At 34.3% G+C, this 25,311-nt stretch carries 25 protein-coding genes and 2 pseudogenes; 19 read left to right on the forward strand and 8 right to left on the reverse strand.

Features of this window, described 5'->3' with window-relative positions:
* The first annotated feature begins 14 nt into the window (after positions 1–14).
* The 4 genes from SJY24_RS13315 (at position 15) to SJY24_RS13330 (ending at position 6,624) form a co-directional block, all read left to right on the forward strand.
* Positions 15–1,370: an aspartate aminotransferase family protein gene (locus SJY24_RS13315; RefSeq protein WP_377864948.1), complete on the forward strand. Its 1,356-nt coding sequence runs from the start codon at positions 15–17 to the stop codon at positions 1,368–1,370.
* Between the two features lie 107 nt (positions 1,371–1,477).
* The gene (locus tag SJY24_RS13320) at positions 1,478–3,097 is read left to right on the forward strand and encodes an amidohydrolase (RefSeq protein WP_377864949.1); all 1,620 of its coding nucleotides are present in this window, start codon (positions 1,478–1,480) and stop codon (positions 3,095–3,097) included.
* 356 nt (positions 3,098–3,453) lie between these two features.
* Positions 3,454–4,653 carry a multidrug effflux MFS transporter gene (locus SJY24_RS13325; protein ID WP_377864950.1) on the forward strand — a complete coding sequence of 400 codons (1,200 nt, stop codon included), beginning with the start codon at positions 3,454–3,456 and terminating at the stop codon, positions 4,651–4,653.
* A gap of 579 nt (positions 4,654–5,232) precedes the next feature.
* The gene (locus SJY24_RS13330) at positions 5,233–6,624 is read left to right on the forward strand and encodes an amino acid permease (RefSeq protein WP_001284401.1); all 1,392 of its coding nucleotides are present in this window, start codon (positions 5,233–5,235) and stop codon (positions 6,622–6,624) included.
* 44 nt (positions 6,625–6,668) lie between these two features.
* On the opposite strand, the gene SJY24_RS13335 is transcribed toward SJY24_RS13330, so the two are convergent.
* Positions 6,669–7,688 carry a zinc-binding alcohol dehydrogenase family protein gene (locus SJY24_RS13335; RefSeq protein ID WP_097809863.1) on the reverse strand — a complete coding sequence of 340 codons (1,020 nt, stop codon included), beginning with the start codon at positions 7,686–7,688 and terminating at the stop codon, positions 6,669–6,671.
* 307 nt (positions 7,689–7,995) lie between these two features.
* Here SJY24_RS13335 and SJY24_RS13340 point away from each other — a divergent pair, with 307 nt between their 5' ends.
* From SJY24_RS13340 to aiiA, 4 genes are all read left to right on the forward strand, one after another.
* Complete coding sequence (locus tag SJY24_RS13340) at positions 7,996–8,325, forward strand: PadR family transcriptional regulator (protein ID WP_016100924.1); 330 nt, start codon at positions 7,996–7,998, stop codon at positions 8,323–8,325.
* The gene (locus SJY24_RS13345) at positions 8,312–8,875 is read left to right on the forward strand and encodes an HAAS signaling domain-containing protein (protein ID WP_377864951.1); all 564 of its coding nucleotides are present in this window, start codon (positions 8,312–8,314) and stop codon (positions 8,873–8,875) included. Before SJY24_RS13340 ends, SJY24_RS13345 begins: the two co-directional genes overlap by 14 nt.
* On the forward strand, positions 8,865–9,728 hold the full coding sequence (locus SJY24_RS13350; RefSeq protein WP_377864952.1) for a DUF4097 family beta strand repeat-containing protein: 864 nt from the start codon (positions 8,865–8,867) through the stop codon (positions 9,726–9,728). Before SJY24_RS13345 ends, SJY24_RS13350 begins: the two co-directional genes overlap by 11 nt.
* Positions 9,729–10,121: 393 nt before the next feature.
* The gene (aiiA, locus tag SJY24_RS13355; RefSeq protein WP_377864953.1) at positions 10,122–10,874 is read left to right on the forward strand and encodes a quorum-quenching N-acyl homoserine lactonase AiiA; all 753 of its coding nucleotides are present in this window, start codon (positions 10,122–10,124) and stop codon (positions 10,872–10,874) included.
* A 40-nt stretch (positions 10,875–10,914) separates the two neighbouring features.
* Here aiiA and SJY24_RS13360 read toward each other — a convergent pair whose 3' ends face one another.
* The 3 genes from SJY24_RS13360 to SJY24_RS13370 form a co-directional block, all read right to left on the reverse strand.
* Positions 10,915–11,394 carry a hypothetical protein gene (locus tag SJY24_RS13360; protein WP_377864955.1) on the reverse strand — a complete coding sequence of 160 codons (480 nt, stop codon included), beginning with the start codon at positions 11,392–11,394 and terminating at the stop codon, positions 10,915–10,917.
* Between the two features lie 104 nt (positions 11,395–11,498).
* A complete protein-coding gene (locus tag SJY24_RS13365; RefSeq protein ID WP_377864956.1) occupies positions 11,499–11,963 on the reverse strand; it encodes a DMT family transporter in 465 nt (154 codons plus the stop codon).
* 13 nt (positions 11,964–11,976) lie between these two features.
* A complete protein-coding gene (locus SJY24_RS13370) occupies positions 11,977–12,423 on the reverse strand; it encodes a DMT family transporter (RefSeq protein ID WP_377864957.1) in 447 nt (148 codons plus the stop codon).
* A 108-nt stretch (positions 12,424–12,531) separates the two neighbouring features.
* Here SJY24_RS13370 and yeiL point away from each other — a divergent pair, with 108 nt between their 5' ends.
* The 4 genes and pseudogenes from yeiL (at position 12,532) to SJY24_RS13390 (ending at position 15,682) form a co-directional block, all read left to right on the forward strand.
* Entirely contained in the window at positions 12,532–13,224 is a 693-nt protein-coding gene (gene yeiL, locus SJY24_RS13375; protein ID WP_377864958.1) for a transcriptional regulator YeiL, read from the forward strand.
* A gap of 21 nt (positions 13,225–13,245) precedes the next feature.
* Positions 13,246–13,980 (forward strand): annotated as a pseudogene (locus SJY24_RS13380) (metallophosphoesterase family protein).
* Between the two features lie 130 nt (positions 13,981–14,110).
* On the forward strand, positions 14,111–15,154 hold the full coding sequence (locus SJY24_RS13385) for a flavin-containing monooxygenase (RefSeq protein WP_377864959.1): 1,044 nt from the start codon (positions 14,111–14,113) through the stop codon (positions 15,152–15,154).
* 279 nt (positions 15,155–15,433) lie between these two features.
* Entirely contained in the window at positions 15,434–15,682 is a 249-nt protein-coding gene (locus SJY24_RS13390; protein ID WP_000666936.1) for a hypothetical protein, read from the forward strand.
* 36 nt (positions 15,683–15,718) lie between these two features.
* Here the strand turns inward: SJY24_RS13390 and SJY24_RS13395 are convergent, their stop codons facing one another.
* Both SJY24_RS13395 and SJY24_RS13400 read right to left on the reverse strand, forming a co-directional pair.
* Positions 15,719–16,756, reverse strand: coding sequence for a serine hydrolase domain-containing protein (locus SJY24_RS13395; RefSeq protein WP_377864960.1), 1,038 nt, complete (start codon positions 16,754–16,756; stop codon positions 15,719–15,721).
* 112 nt (positions 16,757–16,868) lie between these two features.
* Complete coding sequence (locus SJY24_RS13400) at positions 16,869–17,063, reverse strand: hypothetical protein (protein ID WP_377864961.1); 195 nt, start codon at positions 17,061–17,063, stop codon at positions 16,869–16,871.
* 134 nt (positions 17,064–17,197) lie between these two features.
* On the opposite strand from SJY24_RS13400, the gene SJY24_RS13405 reads away from it, so the two are divergent.
* Positions 17,198–17,479: a hypothetical protein gene (locus SJY24_RS13405; protein ID WP_000397708.1), complete on the forward strand. Its 282-nt coding sequence runs from the start codon at positions 17,198–17,200 to the stop codon at positions 17,477–17,479.
* Positions 17,480–17,508: 29 nt separating this feature from the next.
* On the opposite strand, the gene SJY24_RS13410 is transcribed toward SJY24_RS13405, so the two are convergent.
* Complete coding sequence (locus SJY24_RS13410) at positions 17,509–17,799, reverse strand: DUF3784 domain-containing protein (RefSeq protein ID WP_377864962.1); 291 nt, start codon at positions 17,797–17,799, stop codon at positions 17,509–17,511.
* A gap of 124 nt (positions 17,800–17,923) precedes the next feature.
* Here SJY24_RS13410 and SJY24_RS13415 point away from each other — a divergent pair, with 124 nt between their 5' ends.
* Together SJY24_RS13415 and bla2 are read left to right on the forward strand one after the other, a co-directional pair.
* Positions 17,924–18,205, forward strand: coding sequence for a MazG nucleotide pyrophosphohydrolase domain-containing protein (locus SJY24_RS13415; RefSeq protein ID WP_377864963.1), 282 nt, complete (start codon positions 17,924–17,926; stop codon positions 18,203–18,205).
* 142 nt (positions 18,206–18,347) lie between these two features.
* Positions 18,348–19,126 (forward strand): annotated as a pseudogene (gene bla2, locus SJY24_RS13420) (BcII family subclass B1 metallo-beta-lactamase).
* A gap of 460 nt (positions 19,127–19,586) precedes the next feature.
* On the opposite strand, the gene SJY24_RS13425 reads toward bla2, so the two are convergent.
* Positions 19,587–20,618 carry a hypothetical protein gene (locus tag SJY24_RS13425; protein ID WP_377864964.1) on the reverse strand — a complete coding sequence of 344 codons (1,032 nt, stop codon included), beginning with the start codon at positions 20,616–20,618 and terminating at the stop codon, positions 19,587–19,589.
* A 273-nt stretch (positions 20,619–20,891) separates the two neighbouring features.
* Here SJY24_RS13425 and hcp point away from each other — a divergent pair, with 273 nt between their 5' ends.
* The 4 genes from hcp (at position 20,892) to SJY24_RS13445 (ending at position 25,265) form a co-directional block, all read left to right on the forward strand.
* Positions 20,892–22,178: a hydroxylamine reductase gene (gene hcp / locus SJY24_RS13430; protein WP_377864965.1), complete on the forward strand. Its 1,287-nt coding sequence runs from the start codon at positions 20,892–20,894 to the stop codon at positions 22,176–22,178.
* Positions 22,179–22,672: 494 nt separating this feature from the next.
* Positions 22,673–23,989: a condensation domain-containing protein gene (locus SJY24_RS13435; RefSeq protein WP_377864966.1), complete on the forward strand. Its 1,317-nt coding sequence runs from the start codon at positions 22,673–22,675 to the stop codon at positions 23,987–23,989.
* A 537-nt stretch (positions 23,990–24,526) separates the two neighbouring features.
* Complete coding sequence (locus tag SJY24_RS13440; RefSeq protein WP_000429485.1) at positions 24,527–24,847, forward strand: PadR family transcriptional regulator; 321 nt, start codon at positions 24,527–24,529, stop codon at positions 24,845–24,847.
* A 76-nt stretch (positions 24,848–24,923) separates the two neighbouring features.
* Complete coding sequence (locus SJY24_RS13445; protein WP_193648986.1) at positions 24,924–25,265, forward strand: DUF1048 domain-containing protein; 342 nt, start codon at positions 24,924–24,926, stop codon at positions 25,263–25,265.
* Positions 25,266–25,311 lie beyond the last annotated feature (46 nt).

Genomic DNA, 25,311 nt, shown 5'->3' on the forward strand with positions numbered 1-25,311 from the left:
CATAAAAGAATAGAATGGAGCTGATGATTGTGCAAGTGACAGAGCAAACACAAAGTTTGAAAAAAACAGATGAAAAGTACCTTTGGCATGCGATGAGAGGAGCAGCCCCTAGTCCAACGAATTTAATTATCACAAAAGCAGAAGGGGCATGGGTGACGGATATTGATGGAAACCGTTATTTAGACGGTATGTCTGGTCTTTGGTGTGTGAATGTTGGATACGGCCGAAAAGAACTTGCAAGAGCGGCATTTGAGCAGCTTGAAGAAATGCCATATTTCCCTCTGACACAAAGTCATGTTCCTGCTATTAAATTAGCAGAGAAATTGAATGAATGGCTTGATGATGAATACGTCATTTTCTTTTCTAACAGTGGATCGGAAGCGAATGAAACAGCGTTTAAAATTGCTCGTCAATATCATCAACAAAAGGGTGATCATGGACGCTATAAGTTTATTTCCCGCTACCGCGCTTATCACGGTAACTCAATGGGTGCTCTTGCAGCAACAGGGCAAGCACAAAGAAAGTATAAATATGAGCCATTAGGACAAGGTTTTTTGCATGTAGCACCGCCTGATACGTATCGCAATCCAGAGGATGTTCATACACTGGCAAGTGCTGAGGAAATCAATCGTGTCATGACATGGGAGTTAAGCCAAACAGTAGCCGGTGTGATTATGGAGCCAATCATTACTGGGGGCGGAATTTTAATGCCTCCTGATGGATATATGAAAAAAGTAAAAGAAATTTGCGAGAAGCACGGTGCGTTGCTCATTTGTGATGAAGTTATATGTGGATTTGGACGAACAGGGAAGCCGTTTGGATTTATGAATTATGGCGTCAAACCAGATATCATAACAATGGCAAAAGGTATTACAAGTGCGTATCTTCCTTTGTCAGCAACAGCAGTTAGACGAGAGGTTTATGAGGCATTCGTAGGCAGTGATGATTATGATCGCTTCCGCCATGTAAATACGTTCGGAGGAAATCCTGCTGCTTGCGCCTTAGCTTTGAAGAATTTAGAAATTATGGAGAATGAGAAACTCATTGAACGTTCCAAAGAATTGGGTGAACGACTGTTATATGAACTAGAGGATGTAAAAGAACATCCAAACGTAGGAGATGTTCGTGGAAAAGGCCTTCTTTTAGGTATTGAACTAGTGGAAGATAAGCAAACGAAAGAACCGGCTTCCATTGAAAAGATGAACAAAGTCATCAATGCGTGTAAAGAAAAAGGTCTAATTATTGGTAAAAATGGTGACACTGTTGCAGGTTACAATAATATTTTACAGCTTGCACCTCCATTAAGCATCACAGAGGAAGACTTTACTTTTATCGTTAAAACAATGAAAGAATGTTTAGCTCAACTTTAATTAATTATTGATAAATCTTGTTAAAAAGCGGATGAGCCTATTAGGAGATATAACTTTAAATACTGAATGAATTACTCAAAAAGAGTAATTCCGAAAGGGTTGAGTTTATGAAAGCTGATGTTGTATTGATAAATGGAGAAGTTATTACAGTAGACCAAAAGAATGCAGTAGTCGAGGCTGTAGCAATAAAAGAAAATCATATCGTAGTTGTTGGCTCAAATCAGGAGGTTAAGAGTTTTATAGGAGAAAACACGGATGTAATTGACCTGCAAGGGAAAACGCTTCTTCCTGGATTCATTGATTCCCATCTTCACATCATTTCTTATGGACTAAATCAGTTGGCTGTCAGTTGTAAAGCTGAACATATTGATTCTATCGATGCTTTGTTAGATGATCTGAAAAAGAAGGCATCAGAGACGCCAAAAGGTGAATGGATACGTGCTTGGGGCTTTAATGAAACCGCTGTGAAAGAAAAGCGTTATCCAACAATTACTGAGTTGGATGAAATTTCAGTTGAACACCCTATTATTATAACTCGTACTTGTCACCACATAAGCGTGGTGAACAGCAAAGCATTAGAAATTGCGCAAATTAACGAGAACACACCGAACACGAGTGGGGGAGTTATTGAAAAAAATCAGGCAGGAAGGCTTACAGGAAAGTTAATTGAAGCAGCAAATATGAGTATGAGCGAGGTTGCAAGTTATACAGAAAGTGAAATGATGAAGGCTGTGAAAATTGCATCAGATCATTTCGTTGCAGCTGGCATAACAAGTATACATGACGCAGGTGGAGATGGACCTGAGAGTTTTCGTTTACTACAACGAGCTGTGAAGAGTAGGGATATTCGTGTCCGAATATATGCAATGATATGTCAAATAAATAACTCTCATGAATTTGTTAATAAAATGATCGAAGCTGGTGTGATAACTGGTACCGGAGATGAGAGATTCAAAGTTGGACCGGCTAAATTGTTTACAGATGGAAGTAGCACTGGCCCTACAATTGCAACCCGTAAGTCATATTCAAGCGACCCTAACAATTACGGCATTCTTTATTATAGTGAGGAAGAAATCTATAAGGTTTTAGGTGAAGCACATAAAAAGGGTTATCAAATCACTGTACATGCACAAGGTGATAAAGCTATTGAAATGTATTTGAATTGTGTAGAAAGGGCGCTAGAGGAATCACCAAGAAAAAATCATCGCCATCGAATCGAGCACGCGGGAATTTCTTCACCGGATTTACAAGAGAGAATGAAAAAACTAGAGATGGTTCCAATTCCAAATCCTCCATTTCCGTATGAATTTGGAGAGATATATGTCCGACATTATGGTGATCGTGTTAATCACATGTACGCTGCTCGTGATTTTATTGATCGTGGTATCATTGCAGCAGGTAGTTCGGATGCACCAGTTACTGACTATAATCCTTTATTAGGAATTCATGTTGCTGTCAATAGAAAAACCAAGTCTGGAATAGAGGTTGGTGCTAATCAATCTATAAGCGTAATGGAAGCTATTAAACTATACACATGGAATGGTGCTTATGCGAGTTTTGAAGAAGAGATAAAAGGAAGCATAGAGGTCGGAAAACTGGCGGATTTAGTTATATTAAATGACAGTATTTTAAGTGTCAATCCAAACCAAATTAAAGATTTAAAAGTAGAAACAACTATTATTGATGGTGAAATTATCTATCAAAAAGAACAATCAGTGAAAATTTAGCAATAAAAAAACGCCCCTTCAATTGTGAGACTGATTTTAACAATTGAAGGGGCGTTTTAGTTGTTTAGTTACGCTTTTTAAATCGTATTAATTTTCCGAGAGAATTGAAAGGACATTCGTCTACTAACAAATATTCAGATCATGAACACTAGAAAACGAACACAACCTATCATATAATTGAAAGAATATATTTTAAAATCAATGTTAATATTACCCTCCTATAAGTATTAACATGCGTAATTGAGGTGTTTTCTTTGTTGTTTTATGATCGGATTTCTATAATGGCCCCTCCTGTTCCGTAGCTAAGAAAGTCTATTCGTTTCTGAGATTTTCAAAGTTATAGGAGGGTATTAAAAATGAAAAAGGTCTCAGTACCATCGCTTTTGTTAATGATAATTCTTGTGGCATTTCCGCAAATTAGTGAAACGATTTACACGCCGTCTTTACCTGACATTTCAAAGGCGTTGCACGTAAGTAATAATGAGGTACAGTTAACGCTTAGTGTTTATTTTGCTGGATTTGCTTTAGGTGTATTTTTTATTGGATGGTTATCAGATATAATTGGTTGTCGCCCAGCAATGTTATTTGGAATTGTAGTATATGGCGCTGGAAGTTTCTTATGCTATATCGCAAATTCAATTGAATTTTTATTGTTTAGTCGTTTTATTCAAGCATTTGGAGCAAGTGCTGGTTCAGTTGTCACACAAACGATTCTTCGTGAAAGTGTAGATGGGCATAAACGTCATGTTATGTTTGCTCAAATTTCAGCAGTTATTGCCTTTACACCAGCGATAGGACCGTTAATTGGTGGCTTTCTTGATCAAATGTTTGGATTTAAAATAGTATTTTTAAGTTTAGTTGTTATGAGTGTTGGGATTTTGCTGTATACGTTTGTTTCTCTTCCGGAAACAAAAACGGGCGCAGTAACGGATAAAATAAATGTGTTTTCAGTATTGAAAAGGTTAATTACAAATCCGAAAGTAGTAACATATGGGTTATTAATTGGAGGAGCGAATGGTGTTTTATTTAGCTATTATGCGGAAGCGCCGTTTATCTTTATCGAATACTTTCAGTTATCACCTAGTATGTACGGGTTTCTAGGAATTGTTGTCGCTTCCGCTTCTATTATTGGAGCGAAAGTTTCAAAGCGGTTACTTGCTACTTATAAACCAGAGAAAATTATATATATTGGTTGTCTTGTAATGACAGGGGGAGCTATCTTCTTAACTGTTATTACTTCATTTGGATCAAATCCAAACATAATATATATGAGTGGATTTTTAGTAGCGATGTTTATATTGCTATTAGGAATTGGGGTAGCATTACCTAACTGTCTAAGCTTAGCGTTAGTAGATTTTCAAGATGTCATTGGCACAGCTGGAGCATTGTTTAGCTTAGGCTACTATGTAATTGTAACGATGACAATTTGGGGAATGAGCCAGCTGCATACGGGTTCGTTAATAGTGATGCCGCTTTATTTTCTGATTATTGTAGTTATAATGGCAGTGTGTACTAAAGTGTTTATTATTGGTAAACAAACTTCAAAGATGATTTAAATATGAAATGGTAAAAGAGTCTCATTAAAAAATGAGACTCTTTTATATTTTATCCCGCTGTTTTGAGGTGGTAAGATTCCTACCTCAAAATTGGGCTGGAGTAAAGAAGTTAGTAGTTTATTAATATATTAAATTTCTGATTGGTATATGAAACGGACGTGTGGGAAATTACGTTATCAACTATAAATATTGAGGTATATGATATATGAAACCGAGGAAGAAATACTCTCCCCGGTTATTTATATTGTAATAACATTCATACCGGAATCATATTGAATAGATGTATTTTATTGTTAATTTAGTTAAAAATTAATCAAACTAATATATAATAATTTACTGAAAAAATAATTGAACTTTTCAGATAAATGAATTAATATAAGGTAAGTAATTTTAAGATTTATAGAATATTGGAAGATGAGAGGTTTTGAGAATTTTATTAGGGGCAAAAAACGATTTTAGGATAGCTTTAAAGCTAGTGTAAAATGACGTTTGCTTCATCATTTTCAGGGCCGAAAGGAATTAGGGGAAAGCATCTTGTTTTAAAATGCGGCTATAAATCATCTAAGAGGGGGAAATGAAGTGGCAAACAAAGAATTGAAAAGGGGCTTAGAAGCACGTCATATTCAAATGATCGCTTTAGGTGGAACAATTGGTGTTGGTTTGTTTATGGGGTCAGCCAGCACGATTAAATGGACAGGTCCGTCAGTAATGCTTGCCTATGCGATTGCAGGTATTTTTATCTTCTTCATTATGCGTGCCATGGGAGAAATGTTGTATATGGAGCCAAGTACAGGTTCATTTGCGACATTTGGCCACAAGTATATTCATCCGCTAGCTGGTTATATGACAGCGTGGAGTAACTGGTTCCAGTGGGTTATCGTTGGGATGTCAGAGATTATCGCAGTTGGAGCGTATATGAACTATTGGTTCCCGGATTTACCAGCTTGGATACCAGGTGTTATCGCAATGGTCATTCTTGGTGCGGCTAACTTAATTTCAGTTAAATCATTTGGTGAATTTGAATTTTGGTTTGCGATGATTAAAATCGTTACGATTTTATTAATGATTATTGCCGGATTCGGTCTCATTTTCTTCGGAATTGGGAACGGAGGAGAAGCAATTGGTATATCTAATCTATGGAAAAATGGTGGTTTCTTCACAGGTGGTTTTTCAGGATTCTTCTTTGCCTTATCACTTGTAGTTGGAGCGTATCAAGGTGTGGAATTAATCGGGATTACTGCTGGTGAAGCGAAAAATCCGAAGAAGACACTTACAAGAGCAATTCAAAGTACAATTTGGCGTATTCTAATTTTCTATATTGGTGCTATTTTCGTTATTGTAACTGTTTATCCTTGGGATCAATTAAGTTCAATTGGTAGTCCGTTCGTAGCAACTTTTGCGAAAGTTGGTATTACAGCAGCTGCGGGACTTATTAACTTCGTTGTTATTACAGCAGCAATGTCTGGTTGTAACAGTGGTATTTATAGTGCTGGGCGTATGCTGTATACGTTAGGTGTAAATGGACAAGCGCCGAAATACTTTACGAAAATTTCTAGTAACGGTGTACCTTTATTCGGTACAGTTGGTGTAATTATCGGTTTAGCGGTTGGTGTTGTATTAAGTTATATTGCACCGAAAAATTTATTCGTATACGTATATAGTGCAAGTGTACTTCCTGGTATGGTACCATGGTTCGTCATTTTAATTAGTCAAATTAATTTTAGAAAAGAAAAAGGAGCAGCGATGAAAGATCATCCGTTCAAAATGCCATTTGCTCCTGTTACAAACTATTTAACAATTGCCTTTTTAATTATGGTATTAATCGGTATGTGGTTTAACGATGATACTCGTATTTCACTAATTGTAGGTATTGTTTTCTTAGCTATCGTAACAATTAGTTTCTATGCTTTCGGAATAGGGAAGAGAGCTCCGTTAGACGCTCAAGATGATCAAGGGATTTCAAGTAAATAAAGGTAAAAAAGGCCGATTTCATATTTAGAAATCGGCCTTTTTTATTAAAACTTTTCTAATACAATTTTTCCAATTGTACGTCCACTCTCAAGCAATGCATGTGCTTTTTTAAGGTTTTCTGCATTTATTGGTGTTAACGTGTCGTTTAAAGTTGTATGAAGGATACCTTCATCTAATAGCTCACTCACTTTATTTAATAGTTCGTGCTGCGTAATCATATCACCAGTTTCATACATCGCTTTTGTGAACATAAACTCCCAAACGAATGTAGCACTTTTACTTTTCAAAATCCCCATTTCAAGAGGGTGTTCATTTTCTACGATAGAGCAAATTTTTCCTTGTGGTTTAATGAGGTCACATATTGCTTGCCAATGTTGATCTGTATTGTTTAAGCAGAAAATATAATCTACATCTTTTAGCCCAAACTCTAATATTTGATCTTTTAAAGGTTGGTGATGGTTAACGATATAATCGGCACCGAATTTTTCGACCCAGTGTATCGTTTCATTGCGGGATGCAGTTGTGATTACATTCAGTCCAGCCCATTTTGCTAATTGAATAGCAATCGAGCCAACACCACCAGCTCCGCCAATAATTAAAATGTTTTTGAATGTATTTGTATCTTTCTTATTATAATCAATTCCTAAACGCTCAAATAAACCTTCCCATGCTGTAATAGCTGTTAAAGGAATTGCTGCAGATTCAGCATCACTTAACGTTTTTGGTTTTTTACCAACGATTCTTTCATCAACTAGATGGTATTCACTGTATGTACCTTGCCTTGTAATGCTTCCAGCGTAAAACACTTCATCGCCTTCTTTAAATAACGTACAACCATCGCCAGTTTGCACGACAACACCACTAGCATCCCAGCCGAGTATTTTTGCTATATCTTCTTTTTTATCTTTCGGAGATCGAACTTTTGTATCAACTGGATTAACGGAAATAGCGTTAATTTTTACAAGTATATCTCTTCCTGTGGCAACAGGTCTTTCAACTTCAATATCAATTAAACTGTTTTCTTCTTCAATAGGTAAGTATTCATGTAAACCAATTGCTTTCATTTCTATTCCCTCCATTAAAGTAAGAGTTTTTCTCTTTTATTATAGTAGGTAAAGTGTCATTATGTAAAAAGTTGAGTCCTTTCCATTTTCTAAAAGGCCTGTTTCAGCCGCATTTAGTACTTTGTAACTGGAGAGGACCAGCCATCGTTTTGATTTTATAAGCGTCGGATGAAAGGTATACTTATTTTTCCAGTGTACCTTGCAATGAACAATACCGAGTGTTATATTATACTTGTAGTTACTTATTATAAAACAGTACTAAATAATAAATAGTAGTAGATGTCAATTAGAATAGGGTGAATGAATATTGAATGTACAATTTAAAAAAGGAGTTTTAGAACTTTGTGTTCTTGTCTTACTTGATCAGCAAGACCGTTATGGGTATGAATTAGTTCGAAGTATTTCCAATCAAATTGAAATATCAGAAGGGTCTGTTTATCCTCTACTTCGTAGATTAACTAAAGAAGAATATTTTACAACGTATTTACAGGAGTCTTCAGAAGGGCCTTCAAGGAAGTATTATACACTGACGGATAAAGGTAGAACGTATTTGTACCAACTTTTGGAGGAATGGAATGAGTTCTCACAAGGTGTCAATCAATTAATAAAAGAAGGTGTACGTAATGACGAAAAATAAATTTTTACAACAATTAAATGCATCTCTAAAAAGATTATCTGAAAAAGAGCGTGCAGATATTTTAAAAGATTATGAAGAACATTTTACTTTCGGATTAGAGGAAGGGAAAAGTGAAGAAGAAATTGTAGCTTCATTAGGTTCTCCAGTTCAAATCGCCAAAGAGTTATTAGCAGATTATCATATTGAGAAAGTAACAACAAGTGCAACAACAGGAAATGTTTTTCGGGCAATTTGGGCAGTAATTGGATTAGGTTTTTTCAATTTGTTAATCGTACTTGGACCTGCAATTACAATAGCGGCATTGATTTTTTCAGGATGGGTTCTAGGTATCTCATTTTTAGGTGCACCATTACTTGCTTTAGTTGATACTATTATACATCCAAATACATTCTTGTTATTTAATCTTTTCGTTTGTTTAGCACTTTGTGGACTTGGATATTTCATTGTTATTGCTATGTTATTTTTGACGAAGCTGGCAAAGATTGGATTTGTTCGTTATTTAAAGTTCAATATAGCACTAGTAAAAGGTGGTTTGAAGCATGATAAATAAAAAAAGTCTTTCAATTATTGCAGGTATTATTTTCATTATTGGTATTATCGGAAGTTTATTCACTTATCGTTCAATTGCTGCAGTACCAATTTCAGAAGAAAAGGTCATTAATAATAATTTGTCAAGCGTCATTATCGATACGAATAACGTTCGTGTTAACATCAATCCTACAACAGATAGTAACATTAAAGTAAAATTAGATGGCGAAGTTAATCCTAACATAAAAAGAACATTAGCTACGGATGAGAAAGATTCGACGCTTCTTATTTCTTACAAAGAAAAACAACAGAGCTGGTTCAATTTTAATATTTCTGAAGTATTGGCGCCATTAACATTAAATGTGTATCTACCCGAAAAACAATATGATTCATTAAAAGTTTCTAATAGTAATGGTTTCGTTTCTATAAAAAAATTAAACACAACGCATTTGAATGCAAATACAAACAATGGACGTGTTGAATTAAGAGAAATCAATTCGCCAAAAATTATCGCGGAAACAAACAATGGAATTATGGATTTCAAAGATATATTGGCACAAAATATTCATGTGAAATCGAGCAACGGACGAATAATGCTAGACCATGTTGAAGGTGAAATAGAGGGGCAAACTAAAAATGGAAGTCTTACTCTGAAAACGAATGAACTGGATCGAAATCTCAATTTTACGGCTCACAATGGAAAAATTAATATTGAAACCGAAAAAGAACCAACTAATGTGCAATTTAATGTTTCTGTCGACAATGGCAACGCGAATATCCTGGATAAATATAACGGGAATACGGTTATTGGAAAGGGAGAAAATGTAATTAAATTAAACACACATAACGGAAATATTACAGTAAAAAAACAATAGCATATTATCTTTTATAAACTCAGCTCGCCACACATAAAGAGCAATAATAAATAAGAAAAATAACCGACTCCTTTTCTCAACATGTAGGTAGTCGGTTATTTTATATGTAACATTCGTTTAAGTGTGTATCCTTTCCATTCGTATATTAGCGTTTGTTTCTGTATTGCTTAAAGTGCTTTCTTACTTCGAACTTTATTTCAGAATACAAACAGTTGTTTTATTACTCTCGATTTTTAGGAGGGTAACGAATAGTAATTAACGATGTAAGGAGAATTTGTGAATGAATCAAAAATAATAGTTGAAACAATGAAAAAAGAGAAGGAGTTTATTTCTAACAGGAGGAATTTTTTACTGTGCACTTTACCTAAAACTAAATGTAAAGGTGGATACATAATGACAGTAAAGAAGCTTTACTTCATCCCAGCAGGTCGTTGTATGTTGGATCATTCGTCTGTTAACAGTACATTAACACCAGGAAAATTATTAGACTTACCGGTTTGGTGTTATCTTTTGGAGACTGAAGAAGGACTTATTTTAGTAGATACAGGTATGCCAGAAAGTGCGGTTAATAATGAAGGCCTTTTTAACGGTACATTTGTTGAGGGGCAGATTTTACCGAAAATGAATGAAGAAGATAGAATTGTAAATATTTTAAAGCGTGCAGGGTATGAGCCAGAAGACCTTCTATATATTATTAGTTCTCACTTGCATTTTGATCATGCAGGAGGAAATGGCGCTTTTACAAATACACCGATTATTGTGCAGTGTGCTGAATATGAGGCGGCACAACATAGTGAAGAATATATGAAAGAGTGTATATTGCCGAATTTGAAATACAAGATCATTGAAGGTGATTATGAAGTCGTACCAGGAGTTCAATTATTGTATACACCAGGACATACTCCGGGGCATCAGTCACTATTCATTGAGACAGAGAACTCTGGCCCAGTGTTATTGACGATCGATGCATCGTATACGAAAGAAAATTTTGAAGATGAAGTGCCGTTCGCAGGATTTGATCCAGAATTAGCTTTATCTTCAATTAAACGTTTAAAAGAAGTTGTTAGGAAAGAGAACCCAATTGTTTTCTTTGGACATGATATAGAGCAGGAAAAGAGCTGTAAAGTGTTCCCTGAATATACATAAAAGAGAAAGTCATGAGCTAATGTGCCCATGACTTTCTTTTTTATATAATTTTTTTAAATAAATTATATACTTTTTTTGAATTGCCTTCATTTAATTGATAATAAGTAAGATCTACGTCATCAGGATTGTTTTGATGGGCAATCATAATTTCACTACTGTTGTTATCTACTATCCAAAGTAAATATTGTTTATAAGTCCCATCTTGGAAAGTAATCCACATGTTACAATCTACTAAATCAGAACCTTCTTCATCTAATGTTAAATCGCCTTTTTTTGCTGTGTCCATACTGTTAATGAATGTTTTCAACTCATCTGTTTTTGTGAGAAAGATATCCTTTTTTGTTTTAATTGACTCTACATGTATATCTTTTATTTCCTGTTTCCCTAAAAAAACAGGAGGTGCATCTGGGTCTCTTTGAGTTGAAATAATAGTAGCTTTCTTCTTTGGTTTACTTACTGTATAGAGATCTTGAATAGATTTTCCAGAGTTTAAAAACCATACGGTTCCAAAAATAATCAATGCGCTACCTATCAATAAAATGATTTTCTTAATAGGGTATTCTCCTCTCTATTACTTCGTGTGAAGAGCTTTTCTATTAATATATGATAGGTAAGCGCAAAGTATTATAGTTGAACGTGTTTATTATGCACAGTTTTAATAGGGCGATCAACGAGTAAATTGTAAGTAAGCCCAATTAATACGAAAATCCCACCGACAACTTTTCCTATAGAGAGTTCGTTTGACAGGAAGAAATCAATGATAGTCCCCGCAAATAATTGTCCGATAAAGATGAGCAACGTTAAATAAAATGCCGATATTTTAGGAGTAATATAGTTTGATAATGAAATAACGATAACGCCTACTAATCCGCCTAAGTAAACAGCGATAGGAATAGATTGTAACGTATGACTAGGGATGTACATTACATCTGAACTGAAAATTAAAAATAACATAGAGAAAAATAATCCCGTAATATAATTAAAAAACGTGCCTTCCCAATTTCCAATCTTCGCTGCTAAATTCGCGTTAATAATTCTAGCAACAACGATAGAAACACCAGCTAAAATAGCGATAGTAATATATAACATTTTCTTACCCCCATTAATAAATTGTCATGACTATAATCCCAGAAGAGATGAATAATAATCCAATTAGTTTTTTCTTTTCAAACTTTGCAACTTTCATTCCTAATAAGCCGAAGTGATCAATAACAATTGCAGCAATGGATTGACCGAGTAAACTTAATGCAATCGTAATAGAGGCACCAAGGGCGGAGAAACTTATGTTGTTAAAAAGAACAGTGAATACCCCAATCGCTCCAGCGCTATATAAAAAAAGCGGAATACCTTTATCAAAATGGATTTTATTTTTGTTTATGATTAAAACGAAAATAACTGCAATTAGACCGACAAGGTGAATGATAACGCTTGCTGTATACTTGCCAATTAACTCAGATAAAATTCCGTTCAAAGGAAGCATAATGGCGATAAGCACGCCAATAAAGACAGAAAAAAAGTTATACAATGTAATATCCCCTTTATATTTCATATTTGTAATGACTGTATCATGCTGAAATTGTCTATTACTATGACATATGTCATAGTGGAAGATGAAAATTTTAATTACAATGGGGATAGTTGTAAAGGCGGGGGAACTATGAAGAAAGTATGTAATTCTAATAAATTAGCAGAGTATATGAAACAAAATAATATCGATTCATTTTTTAGTAGTGATATGAAACCGTATATGGAACTTATATTTTTTAAAAAGAATGAGTTTATTTGTAGAGAAAATGAAGAGATAGATTATTTATATTTCTTTGTTGAAGGAAAAGCGAAAGCGTTTAATACATTAAGTAACGGGAAGTCTGTATTATTATGCTTTTATGATAGCTTGCAGCTGTTAGGAGATGTGGAGTTAATTCATTCTCAAAAGACTGCTTCAAACGTACAAGTGATGGCAGATTCATATTGTGTTGGTTTACCTTTAGGAAAAGTGAGAAATCAACTATTTCATGATGCGAAATTTCTACGATGTATTTGTGGATCGTTAGCACATAAGTTAAATCGGCTTTCAAAAAATAGTACAATTAATTTACTATATCCACTTGAAAATAGACTTGCGAGTTATATGTTAGCAGCAGGGGAACGAGCTGCTCAGCACGGAAATAGAATTGTGTTTAGTGGGAATTTAACGGAAATAGCTGAATTGTTAGGAACAAGTTATCGACATTTATTACGAACATTAAATATCTTTTGTGATAAAGGGGTAATACAGAAAAACAATGGATGCTTTGAAGTAGTAAACGTGGATGTTTTGAGGGAATTGGCGGCGGACGTATATAAATAATATATTAAAGTGGGGATTTAGATGGAAATAGCTATAATTTCAGATATTCATGGGAACAGTCACGCATTAAAAGCAGTATTAAAAGATATTGAACGTCGCAAGGCCGAAATGATAATCAATTTAGGGGATAGTGTGTATGGGCCGTTAGATCCTTTAGGGACAATTGAAATATTAATGAATAACGAGATGATGATACATATTAAGGGTAATTGTGATCGCATGCTTTGGGAACCTATACAAGAGCAGTCTGCCACACTAACTTTTGTCTAAAATCAATTAACAAAAAATCATATAGATTGGTTAAAACAACATCATTCCCAATTTATTGTAGACGATATTTTATTTTGTCATGGTACGCCAACTTCAGATGAGGGGTATTTATTAGAAGAGATGGATGAGAATGGTGCAGTATTAAAGAGTGAAAAAAATATAATGGATCAACTCCAAAATATAGAACAAAAAATAATAGTATGTGGTCATACGCATATTCCTAGAGTTGTTTATTTAGCGAACGGAAAAATCATTATAAATCCAGGGAGTGTAGGACTTCCTGCATACAAAGATGAATTACCCGTTTTGCATAAAATGGAGTCAGGAACTCCGCACGCAAAATATGTAGTGATAGAAAAAAATTTGGGAGAATGGATAATTGAACAAATTTCAGTTCCTTATAATTGGGAAGAAGCAGCTGGGTTAGCTGTTCAACAGGAAAGGCATGACTGGGCACAAGCGCTAAAGACTGGAAAGGTAGAATGAAGAGGAGTTATAGTAAGCTCCTCTTTTTATTTTATGTAGATGTTGGATTATATAAAAATAAAATGTTATGGTTATGGAAACACATGAATATATGAACATGTATTCATATATAAGAGGAGGAGGGATTAGAATGAAAGACCTAATTATTATTGGAGCTGGTCAAGCTGGATTAACAATAGGATATTACTTGAAGCAAGAAGGGTATAATTTTTTATTACTTGAGGCAGGGAACCGAATTGGTGATTCATGGAGAAACCGATATGATTCTTTACAACTCTTTACACCGAGGGAATATAGTAGTTTACCAGGTATGATATTAGAGGGAGAAGGAAATGGATTTCCATGTAAAGATGAAATGGCAACGTATTTAGAAGAATATGCAAGGCACTTTAAATTACCGGTCCAATTGCAAACCGAAGTTTTAAAAATAAAGAAAGAAAAAGATATATTCGAATTACATACTCCTACAGAAACTTTACAATCAAAAAAGGTTGTTACCGCAACAGGTGGTTTTCAGCAACCATTCATCCCCTCATTTTCACAACATCTTTCATCGCATTTTTTTCAAATACATTCATCACAATATAAATCACCATCACAAATTCCTAAGGGGAAAGTCCTAGTAGTAGGTGGCGGGAATTCAGGAATGCAAATCGCAGTAGAACTTGCAAAAACTCATGAAGTAACAATATCTATCGGTCATCCATTAACATTTTTACCGTTACATCTTTTTAGAAAAAGCATTTTTAATTGGTTAGAAAAATTAGGTTTATTGTATGCTGAAGTAAATACCAAGAGGGGAAAATGGTTTCAGAAGAGAAAGGATCCCGTTTTCGGTTTTGAAGGTAAGGAACTTATTCGTAATGGAGCAATTAAACTAGAGGAAAAAGTGGTTAGTGCAGCAGAAAATAGCATTATGTTTCAAAATGGTGGCACGTATAGTGGGGAAAGTATTGTATGGTCAACTGGTTTTAACCAGAACTATAAATGGATTGAGATAGAAAAGGCAGTGAATGAGAATGGATTTCCTAATCATCTAAAGGGAATGAGTCCAGTAAGAGGATTATATTATATCGGATTGCCATGGCAATCTCAAAGGGGGTCTGCACTTATTTGTGGTGTAAGAAAGGATGCAGCGTATTTGCTTTCTGAAATCAAAAAAATAGATCAGTAGCAACAACTACTGATCATCCATATGTACATGAATTAGGAGAGGTCAAACATTTATTAACTTTATTATAATAGATTTTCATAAGAATAAAAACTGAAAATTCTAATTTTATATTGAGAAAGTTTTTTGTATCGAAATATATGAAAGAATAGGAATTTTTATTAAAAGGAAAAATGATATTTATATTTTAGTAAATTATGATATAGTCTAAAAAAGAGTATTATCCATAAATGTAATTATTCTCATTTTTGTTTCATTTATGTGAGGGAAGGAGAAGTAATTATGAAGTTTGATGATCAACGCTTATTAGGAGTACGATTAGGATCGATACTCGTAACAGAAGAAAATCAATATTTAGTAATTAAGAAAAAAGATCATTATGCATTATTAAACATACATAATTTAGAATGCACACATGTCGAAGTGCAGCTAGAACATATTGAAGAACTGTTGCATGAAGATTTCCAAGAAAGTATAACGGAGATTATCGCACCAGAACATATAAAAATTGTTGCGAAAAATGTTATATAAAGAAAGAAGCTGGAAGGAACAGCTTCTTTCTTTTCATTATAAGGATAATGTTTTTAAAACCTCGCCAATAATCCCTTCCATTTGATGAACACCTAAGTCAGCGTTCGTCATAATAACAGCACCATTACCTCGGTAGGGATAGCATACCATCATACATTGAAATCCAACGCCCCATCCAAGTGAAAAAATTTGTAAGTCTTTATTAAAATCATCTAGAAAAACACCTAGTCCAGTCCATTTTGAGCAACCTTGAGGAGAAATCATGTCTTGTACTGTTTTTTGAGAAAGTTTTAGTTCGCTCTTTCCTTGTAAAGAATGAATGAGTTCAATTACTAAAGTTGATAAGTCTGTTGGTGTTGTCCAAATACCTGAAGCAGCTGCGAATTGATAAAATGGATACTTCTCATTTGTAACGGTGGCATCTTTATTATGTCCACAAGAGAATGTGTCTAATTTATTTATATCTTCAGTAGAGAATACCGTACTATTCTTCAGCTGGAGTGGCTGAAAGATATATTCTTCGAGTAAAAGGTTGAATGGTTTTCCAGTTATATCTTCAAGTAGTAGTTCGATAATACAAAAGTTTGCATCAGAGTAGTGAAATTCGCTTTCTGGTTTATAAGTCACTTCTATCGGTACTGGACAATATGATGTTTTACCGGTAAGGAGTTCAGACATGTTTGGTCGCTCTTGTGCAAATGTATAGTGTTCAAAACTATTAGGAGGGTCAATAATTCCAGATTGGTGACTTAATAAATTTCGCAACGTGACTTTGTTCTGTGAGGTAAATAGATTGGTAGGTATGTTCCAAGACGTGAGTCTATCATTTACGTCTTCATCTAAATGCACGATTTCTTGATTTGATAACGTTAGTACGAGTATTGTAGTGATGAATTTACTAATAGAACAAGAATTGAATATAGAATTCGTAGTTACAGTTCTAGTTGTTCCAGATTCAAGTGTTCCGAAAGCAGTTGCTTCGTCTAGTTTGCCGTCACGTATAACGGCAAGACTTAAACCTGCAACAGAATATAGGTTCATTTTCTCGTATATATTGTTACTTTTTAAGTTCATAGTGGCTCCCTTCTTTGGAAAGACAGAATGTTAGTTCTATTATACAGTAGTTAATAGAGAGAATGAGAGAAAAAGAAAAAACTTCATCGTTTATTGATGAAGTTTTTTTTAGTTAATTCGGAGTGAATGCTTTAAAAAATTTATCTCGGTACATGTACATTAACCATGAGGCTGTTAGTAAGGAAATAATACTTTGTTTGTTTTTAATTGGCGCATTGAAAATAAGCCAGCCAACGATATCAAATAATAAATGTAGTGCAATTGAAAGAACTACAAATTGTAGTAACGTCTTAAAAAATCTTTTCATAAAGTGTCCCCCTTAAAATAAAAGGTTTTATCAACAGTGTTGTATATTACTATTATACATTAAATGTGTCCTGTGGTAAAAATTACATAATTCACTTAAATAAAACATATGAAAGCTAGTGAGGAGGAATAGTCATGGAATTTTGGATGATCATACCGATAGCGGTCTTTGGGTTTATTTATATCGTTGAAAAATTAAATAAAATCGAAAAGAAAACGGATGCGCGTTTAAAGCGGATGGAAGATAGATTACAGCTAATTACGAAAGAAATGGGAATTATAGATAGAGAACCCGAAATTAATAAAGAGTTGCGGCAGCTTATGGAAGAAGGAAAAACAGTTACGGCAGTTAAGAGAGTAAGAGAGGCTTTTGGGTTTTCCTTACTAGAAGCGAAGCAATATGTTGATAAATTATAAAAAAGATCATCCATTTGGGTGATCTTTTTTCACTGCACCATACGTGTATTTACATAAGCAGCTATTATAACGTGGCCAATTATAATGATAGGAAATACGATTTTTGCATTAGGGGTAGTGAAGGCACTACCAATTGTGGCGATAACACCAGCGGTTAAATTATAAAGACCAACTATCTTCGATAACTTAACTTTATCTGACACACGGCGTTCATTGAAACCTGATAAGAGCCAAGTGTATTGTTTTACTCCGATGAAATAAGCTAGTGCAAATGAAATGATTGCTAGTATGAATAATGATGGGGAAGCGAAGAGAGTCATTGAAAACACCTCCGTTAAAGGGTTATAAATAAATTATAGTATGAATGTTATAATTTAACAAAATACATTTTTGATTTTAGATGTAATAGAAAAACGGAGTATTTGTGATGAAGGGAGATTAAGTATGAATATTGTGGAATTCCAGAGATATGTATTAAATTTCAGTAAAGAAAAAGGATTTCAAGATATAACAATTGAAGAGCGTACGATGTATGCGATGGCGGAATTAGGTGAATTAGTGGAAGTTATATTAAAGCGTGATAAAATACAAGATTCGAAAAGAGAGATTGGTTTAGAAATGTTTGATGTAATTTGGAATGTATGTGATTTAGCAAACAAGTTAGAAATTGATTTAGAGAAGGCATTCGAAGAAAAAATGATAATTAATAAAAAACGTGAATGGTAAAAGGAAATTTAAAAAGCGTACAAAATTTTGTACGCTTTTTATTAATTGTATGAAAAATATGTAAGAAAAATGGAACAAACTGTTAAGGTGAATTGTCTAATATAGGTAATAACTATTTAGTTTGAAAGAAAGGGTGGAGAAAATGAAAAAGAATACATTATTAAAAGTAGGGGTATGTGTTAGTTTACTAGGAACAATTCAATTTGTTAGCACAATTTCTTCTGTGAAAGCGGAACAAAAGCTAGAGCAAAAAGTAATAAAGAATGAGACCGAACTATTTCACTTTCTCAGTTAAACAAAAATGTATGGGTTCATACTGAGCTAGGTTATTTTAATGGAGTAGCAGTTCCTTCGAACGGTCTAGTTCTTACTACTTCTAAAGGGTTAGTACTTGTCGATTCTTCTTGGGATGATAAGTTAATGAAGGAATTAATAGAGATGGTAGAAAAGAAATTTAAGAAGCGCGTAACGGATGTCATTATTACACATGCGCATGCTGATCGAATTGGCGGAATGAAAACGTTGAAAGAAAGAGGCATTAAAGCGCATAGTACAGCATTAACTGCGGAACTAGCAAAGAAAAATGGATATGAAGAACCAATTGGAGACTTACAAACGATTACGAATTTGAAGTTTGGAAATATGAAAGTAGAAACGTTCTATCCAGGGAAAGGACATACAGAAGATAATATCGTCGTATGGTTACCGCAATACAACATTTTAGCGGGAGGCTGTTTAGTAAAATCTGCGGAAGCTAAAGATTTAGGAAACGTTGCTGATGCTTATGTAAATGAATGGTCTACATCGATTGAGAATGTGCTGAAACGATATGGAAATATAAAAATAAATTCAGTAGTGCCTGGTCATGGGGAAGTAGGGGACAGAGGGTTACTTATACATACATTGGATTTATTGAAATAAGAAACTGTGGGAATATAAAAGCGAGGAGAAACAATTTTCTCCTCGCTTTCTTCTAACTATATTTAAATGCGAAGCTATCAATTATGCCTGCATACGTTACTGAGATTTTAATTCCAAGTATACAAATACCAGTACCGTCATAATTGCTATAACAACGTAAGTAACATCAAGCATTATAAGTGTTTTTAAAGTTTCAGTCATCCTCATTCACCCCTGGTATGAAAATATAACATAATCTCTTATCAATCAGATCAGAGATTATAAAGATAACAATGTACATGAAATTTCTTAAGTAGATTCTATATAAATATATCATATAAATAATGTAAGTAATGTTAAGATAGTGTAAATGTATTGTAAAGAAAGGGGCGGTTCATCATGTCTATAAATCTTTTAATTTATAAATACTATGTATCTCTCGTGTGCCGGATAGAACACAGTTATAATATGTGGAAAAAATTCACTTTGACAAATCAATCACGATGTTAGCTGTTTCTCCATTTCCCTTTAATACATCTACCTGTACTTGTTCATCGTTTCTCCAATTGATATTGAAGTTCTCTGTCGTATACATTTCCTTAAGAGTGACCTCTTTATATTTTTCTAAAATGCTACCTCTTTTCCCATAATAGATTCTTACAGTTGAACTGGGACTCGGTCCTTTTGATTTTATTGTTTCTCTAAACTCAATAATATTTATTAGATTTGGAGATTCACTTTTTTGAAAGGTAAAGGAACTGACCACTTTTTGTACCTTCTTAAAAACAGGACCATTGGATTTATTTGATATGTTAAATTCCACAACTTCAGGTACGGATTCTTTTTCTCGTAGAGTTATTGTTGCTTCGTAATCGTTTTTCCAATCTACGGAAACGTTTGAGGAATCGAGACGTTCTCCCTCATTTGCAATACTTGTGTCAAAATGTTCCCATAAGCCGTATTTAATTCTGACGGGAGAGGAACCATGAGAAGAGTCTGAATCTATTTTCACTACTTTAATCGTATTTTTATTATTTGGAGAATGACTTTTTTTAAGTGTAATGTCCTGTAAATACAAAATGTAAGACAAACAGCCTACTACTAAAATAATTGGAATTACAACCCGTAAGGCAGTAATGGGACGTCCCCGTGTCGCTTTTTTCTTAGTGCTTTTACTATTTTGTTCAAGTTCTTTTTCAATACTCGTTTGAATCGTTACTTTTGGCGGGCGAATAAGCCACCAAATGAAAGCTATAAGTAGTAAGAAAAGAGGTATTCCTTGAATAAAGAGAAATCCTTTCCAAAAATCTAGTCTAGTACTATATGGAGAATCTGTTGCCATCACCCCTATAAAAAGTGCCATTGGACTTGCAAGTATATTTATCCCTAAACCGATCAATACGAATGAAAGATTTTTATTCCTAATTTTTCGTGACCCAGCCATAATAAACAGAAATACTGCAATACCGAGTATAAGAAACAGTGTTCCGTAATAAAACATCATATATACCATATTATCCCTCCATAACTTTAATTGTACCATCAGTAAGGAAAATTTTGTGAAATGTTAGGTGGATATGATATTTGTATTCCTTAAAAGTGCGCTGATATATGATGCAAATAAATCATGTGTAAGTATGAATATCAGGATACAGTAAAAACATTATGTCAACAATGTGAACTATCACAAATTTTTATATGTTATTGTGATTGATATCACATCCCTTTTCTTCAATGGGTATTATGCTTGATTTGTAAGGAATGATTGGGAGAGGGTGGGATGATCATGTTTTGTTATCAATGTGAACAAACGCCAACAGGCGGATGTAAAGTAATAGGTGTTTGCGGTAAAAATGAAACAATAGCAAGTTTACAAGATACAATTGTATTTGGCTTAAAAGGAATTGCCGCTTATCGTACACATGCTGCTCAGCTAGGGTATACTGATGCATTTGTAGATGCTACGACGCAAGAAGCACTGTATATGACATTAACAAATTCTAATTTTAATGAACAAGAACATATTGATATGGCTATGAAAGTAGGGAAATCAGCTTTACGAGTAATGGAGTTATTAGATGAGGCGCATACGAATTACTTTGGTGTTCCAGAGCCTGTTCAAATTACACAAAACTATGTAGAAGGTAAAGCAATTGTAGTTACTGGTCATAATTTATTTGCGTTAGAAGAATTATTAAAACAAACAGAAGGAAAAGAAATTAATATTTATACGCATTCTGAAATGTTACCAGCACACGGTTATCCTCAGCTGAAAAAATATAAACATTTAAAAGGAAACATTGGTAAGGCATGGTATGATCAACGACGTCTTTTTGAAAAATTTACAGGTGCCATATTAGCGACAACGAACTGTGTTATGCCAATTAAAGGATCATACTCTGATCGATTCTTTTCATATGATATTGCAGGTCTAGAGGGTGTACAAAAAATTGAAAATGATGATTTTGCACCGTTGATTGAAAAAGCGCTAGAACTTCCAGAAGTACATATGGAATCGGATGAGCAGTTAGTAACAGGTTTCCATCACGATACAGTGTTATCATTAGCTCCGGAAATTATTGATGCAGTAAAGGAAGGAAAAATAAAACGTTTCTTTGTTATCGCAGGTTGTGATGCACCAGGAAAAGGCGGGGAATATTATCGTGAATTGGCAACGTCACTTCCGCCAGAAACAGTTATTTTAACGACTTCTTGCGGGAAATTCCGTTTTAATGATGTGAGTTATGGTGTTGTACCTGGTACGGAGATTCCGCGTTACATTGACTTAGGGCAATGCAATAATTCAATTTCAACAGTGAAAATAGCAGCCGCTTTAGCAGATGCATTTGAATGCGAAGTGAACGAATTGCCAGTTAGTATTGTTCTATCATGGTTTGAACAAAAAGCGGTTGCGATTTTACTTGGATTATTTAGTCTTGGTATTCAAGATATTCGCATCGGCCCAAAGGCGCCTGAATTTATTTCACCTGGCGTGCTTGATATATTACAAGAAACATTCGGTTTGAAACTGATTACAAATGCAGCGGAAGATATGGAAATGATGTTATCGTAACAGAAAAGATGTTTGCATTTAATTGTGCCTTTATAAATCATTTGTATGTGCGTGAATAAACGTACATACAAATGATTTATTTTATTAATAAAGAGAATCTGCTATATCTATAAATTTCATGATTTTATAAAAATATTAAAATATCCACCATATGCTCATCAACCTTTTAGTATGAAGTAGCCCATGAATATATTGTTTTTTACTGACAGATATAAAAATGATTCATTTGCCTTGTTGATAATTCGTAAACGATATTATAAAATGTTTATGTATATTCAAACTTAACTTATTTTCGTTTAGTTTTTTAAGTTGGATAATGTTAAGGGAATGATGGGTATATCATCTGCAAGAAGAATGAAACCAATACGGAGAAGATGATTTCGTTAAAAAGTTCAAAAAATAAGCGTTATTAGTTCTTGAAGAAAAATGGCTAGAAAAGTTACAAGCATATGGAAAATAGGGTTATACAAAAAGTCCTAAAGGGGGACGGGATTATGGAACAAAGAAAGTATTCAGTAACACCTCAAGATCGAATGAATTATGTATTAGGTCTTTATTCTGCAGATCAACAAATTAATGCAGTTCTTTATTTTCCTGTAGGTATATCAAAGGAAATACTTGAAGAAACAGTAAGGATAACGTTACAATTGCAGCCAGTTTTGAACAGCCGGTTTGTAGAAAATGATATTCCTTACTGGGAGGAACATTCATCTGACACTAACTCATCTATTTGCTTTTTTGCAGAAGGAAATAATCAAGAACTTGAAATAATGGCAATAGATTTTATTAAGGAACCTGGTGATCGTATTCAGGGGCCTATGGTTCAAACGAAATTATTACGGGGCACTACAACAGATATGTTAGTTGTGAAATTATCTCATCTATGTTCAGATGGTGCAGGAGTCAAGGAATATATTAAATTGCTTGGAACAATATATACTCACCTTTCATTTGGGCGATCTAAGAAGCAAATTATAAAGGAATTTGGTGAAGGAAATGAGAGTTGTCGAGATCAATCACATGTATTCAAATATGCTGGAGTATCGGACATAAAAAGTGCGTATCGTCCTAATCAAGAACAACAGGCATCGTTATGGTCTTTTCCATCTCAACCTAACAAAAATAAATTCCCACAAATGTCCGTACGGCGGTTGAGCCATGATCAAACTCTATGTTTAACCCAATGGACAAAAGTACAACAGGCTACCTTGAATGATGTAATCATGACTGCATACTTCCAAGCTTTATCACATTTCACTGTGTATGCAGAACCTCGCACCGCAGAAAAAATGATCGGTTTGACAATTGATTTACGTCGATATCTGCCTAATAATACAACCGGTGCTATTTGCAACTTATCCGGTATGGAAATGCCAGTGATTAAAATGGAAGACGATGAAACATTTAATCAGACTCTTGTTCGAGTTAAACAATCAATGGATAAAATAAAGTCTCAAAATCCAGGTCTTTCTTCAGCAGCAGGAATGGAGCTACTGGCAGAAATGAAGCTATCTACAGTGAAGGAAATGTATAATCAGCAATACGAACAGGCTGTACAGATGGGGATGGCGTTGCCATTACTGACAAATTTGGGAGTGATTGCTGATGAACCTATTCAGTTTGGTGAAATTCAAGCTGAGGACGGGTATATGACATCACCTATTATGTATGCACCATTCTTTTCAATGGGAGCAAGCTCTTATAATGGAAGACTTACATTTACGATTGGTTATCACGCGCCGGATACATCAAAAGAAAAGGTAGACAAATTTTTAGATAGTGTTGTTAATCAACTATCACAAATAAAATAAAAGAGAATATAAGAGCAAAAATTTCTAGCAGAATTGTATTTTAAGGGCTCGTATCATGTACGACTAATCTCTGGGAATTTTCTCTGATCGCACTTGCCTTTATGCTTTATATGTATGGGAAATCGTAGTGAGAAACAATTTGCATTGTGAAAAAACAAGATATATCGGTATAAAAACAATAAAAAAGAGAAAACAGAGCTGATTTAAATTACACTTTGAATCAGCTCTGTTTAGCTAGTTTGATGGCCCTTACAACAAAAAATGTACATATTTTTGTTGTAGAGCTTTCTTTAGCTTACTAGCTATATGGATAGTTCATCATAAAAAAGTAGGTTGTATCCGGTTAGGGTAAAGCGGATTTTTAATTTTTTTGAAAATCGAGTTGACATTCTCTCTACTTAGTCATACAATGTAGTTGTAATAAGTAATACTGAATAGTGTGGTTTTACTCAGAAGCTATTCAGTAAAAATTCGCCTTAGTACTCTGTGATACTGAATATAAGTCAGACAGAATAGGGGGTAGAGGAGGATCAGAACATGGAAAATTTAACTGAAATGCTGAAAGGTTCACTGGAAGGGTGTGTACTGGAAATTATTAGCCGCCGTGAAACGTACGGCTATGAGATTACCCGCCACCTGAATGATCTTGGGTTTACCGAAGTCGTGGAAGGGACGGTTTATACCATCCTCGTACGATTAGAAAAGAAAAAGCTTGTGAATATTGAAAAGAAACCATCAGATATGGGACCGCCTCGTAAGTTTTATTCACTAAATGAGGATGGCCGTCAGGAGCTTGAATTGTTTTGGGAAAAATGGGATTTTGTATCTTCAAAAATTAACGTCTTGAAGTCAAACTAGCTTCATAAGATAAGTTATTGTGTCTAATGTTTTTGAAGTTTCTTGTTCTGCTTTATAAAAAAGGAGGAAAAATAATATGATGGAAATGTTCAAAAAATTAATTGGCGATAAAAGAGAGTACAAAATGATGATGGCACGGGTTGGAGCTCTGCCAGAGGACTATCAGTTTGTGTTTAAGAAAATTCAAAACTACATGTGGAATTTTTCAGCGGGTAACGGGATGGATATGCTACACATACAGTATGAATTAATCGATTTGTTTGAAGCCGGTGCGGCGGAAGGCAGACAAGTGCTGGAAATCACTGGGGAGGACGTGGCATCCTTTGCTGACGAACTAGTGGCAAACGCTAAAACGTATGTCTCTAAGTATCGTGAAGATTTGAATGAAAGTATCATGAAGCAATTGAGAAAAAAATAAATGTAATAAGTAATACCGACTGATTAGCTGGTTACAAATGTGAATT

The organism is Bacillus sp. R86525 (assembly GCF_042466195.1).
In the GTDB taxonomy this organism is placed as follows: Bacteria; Bacillota; Bacilli; order Bacillales; family Bacillaceae_G; genus Bacillus_A; species Bacillus_A nitratireducens.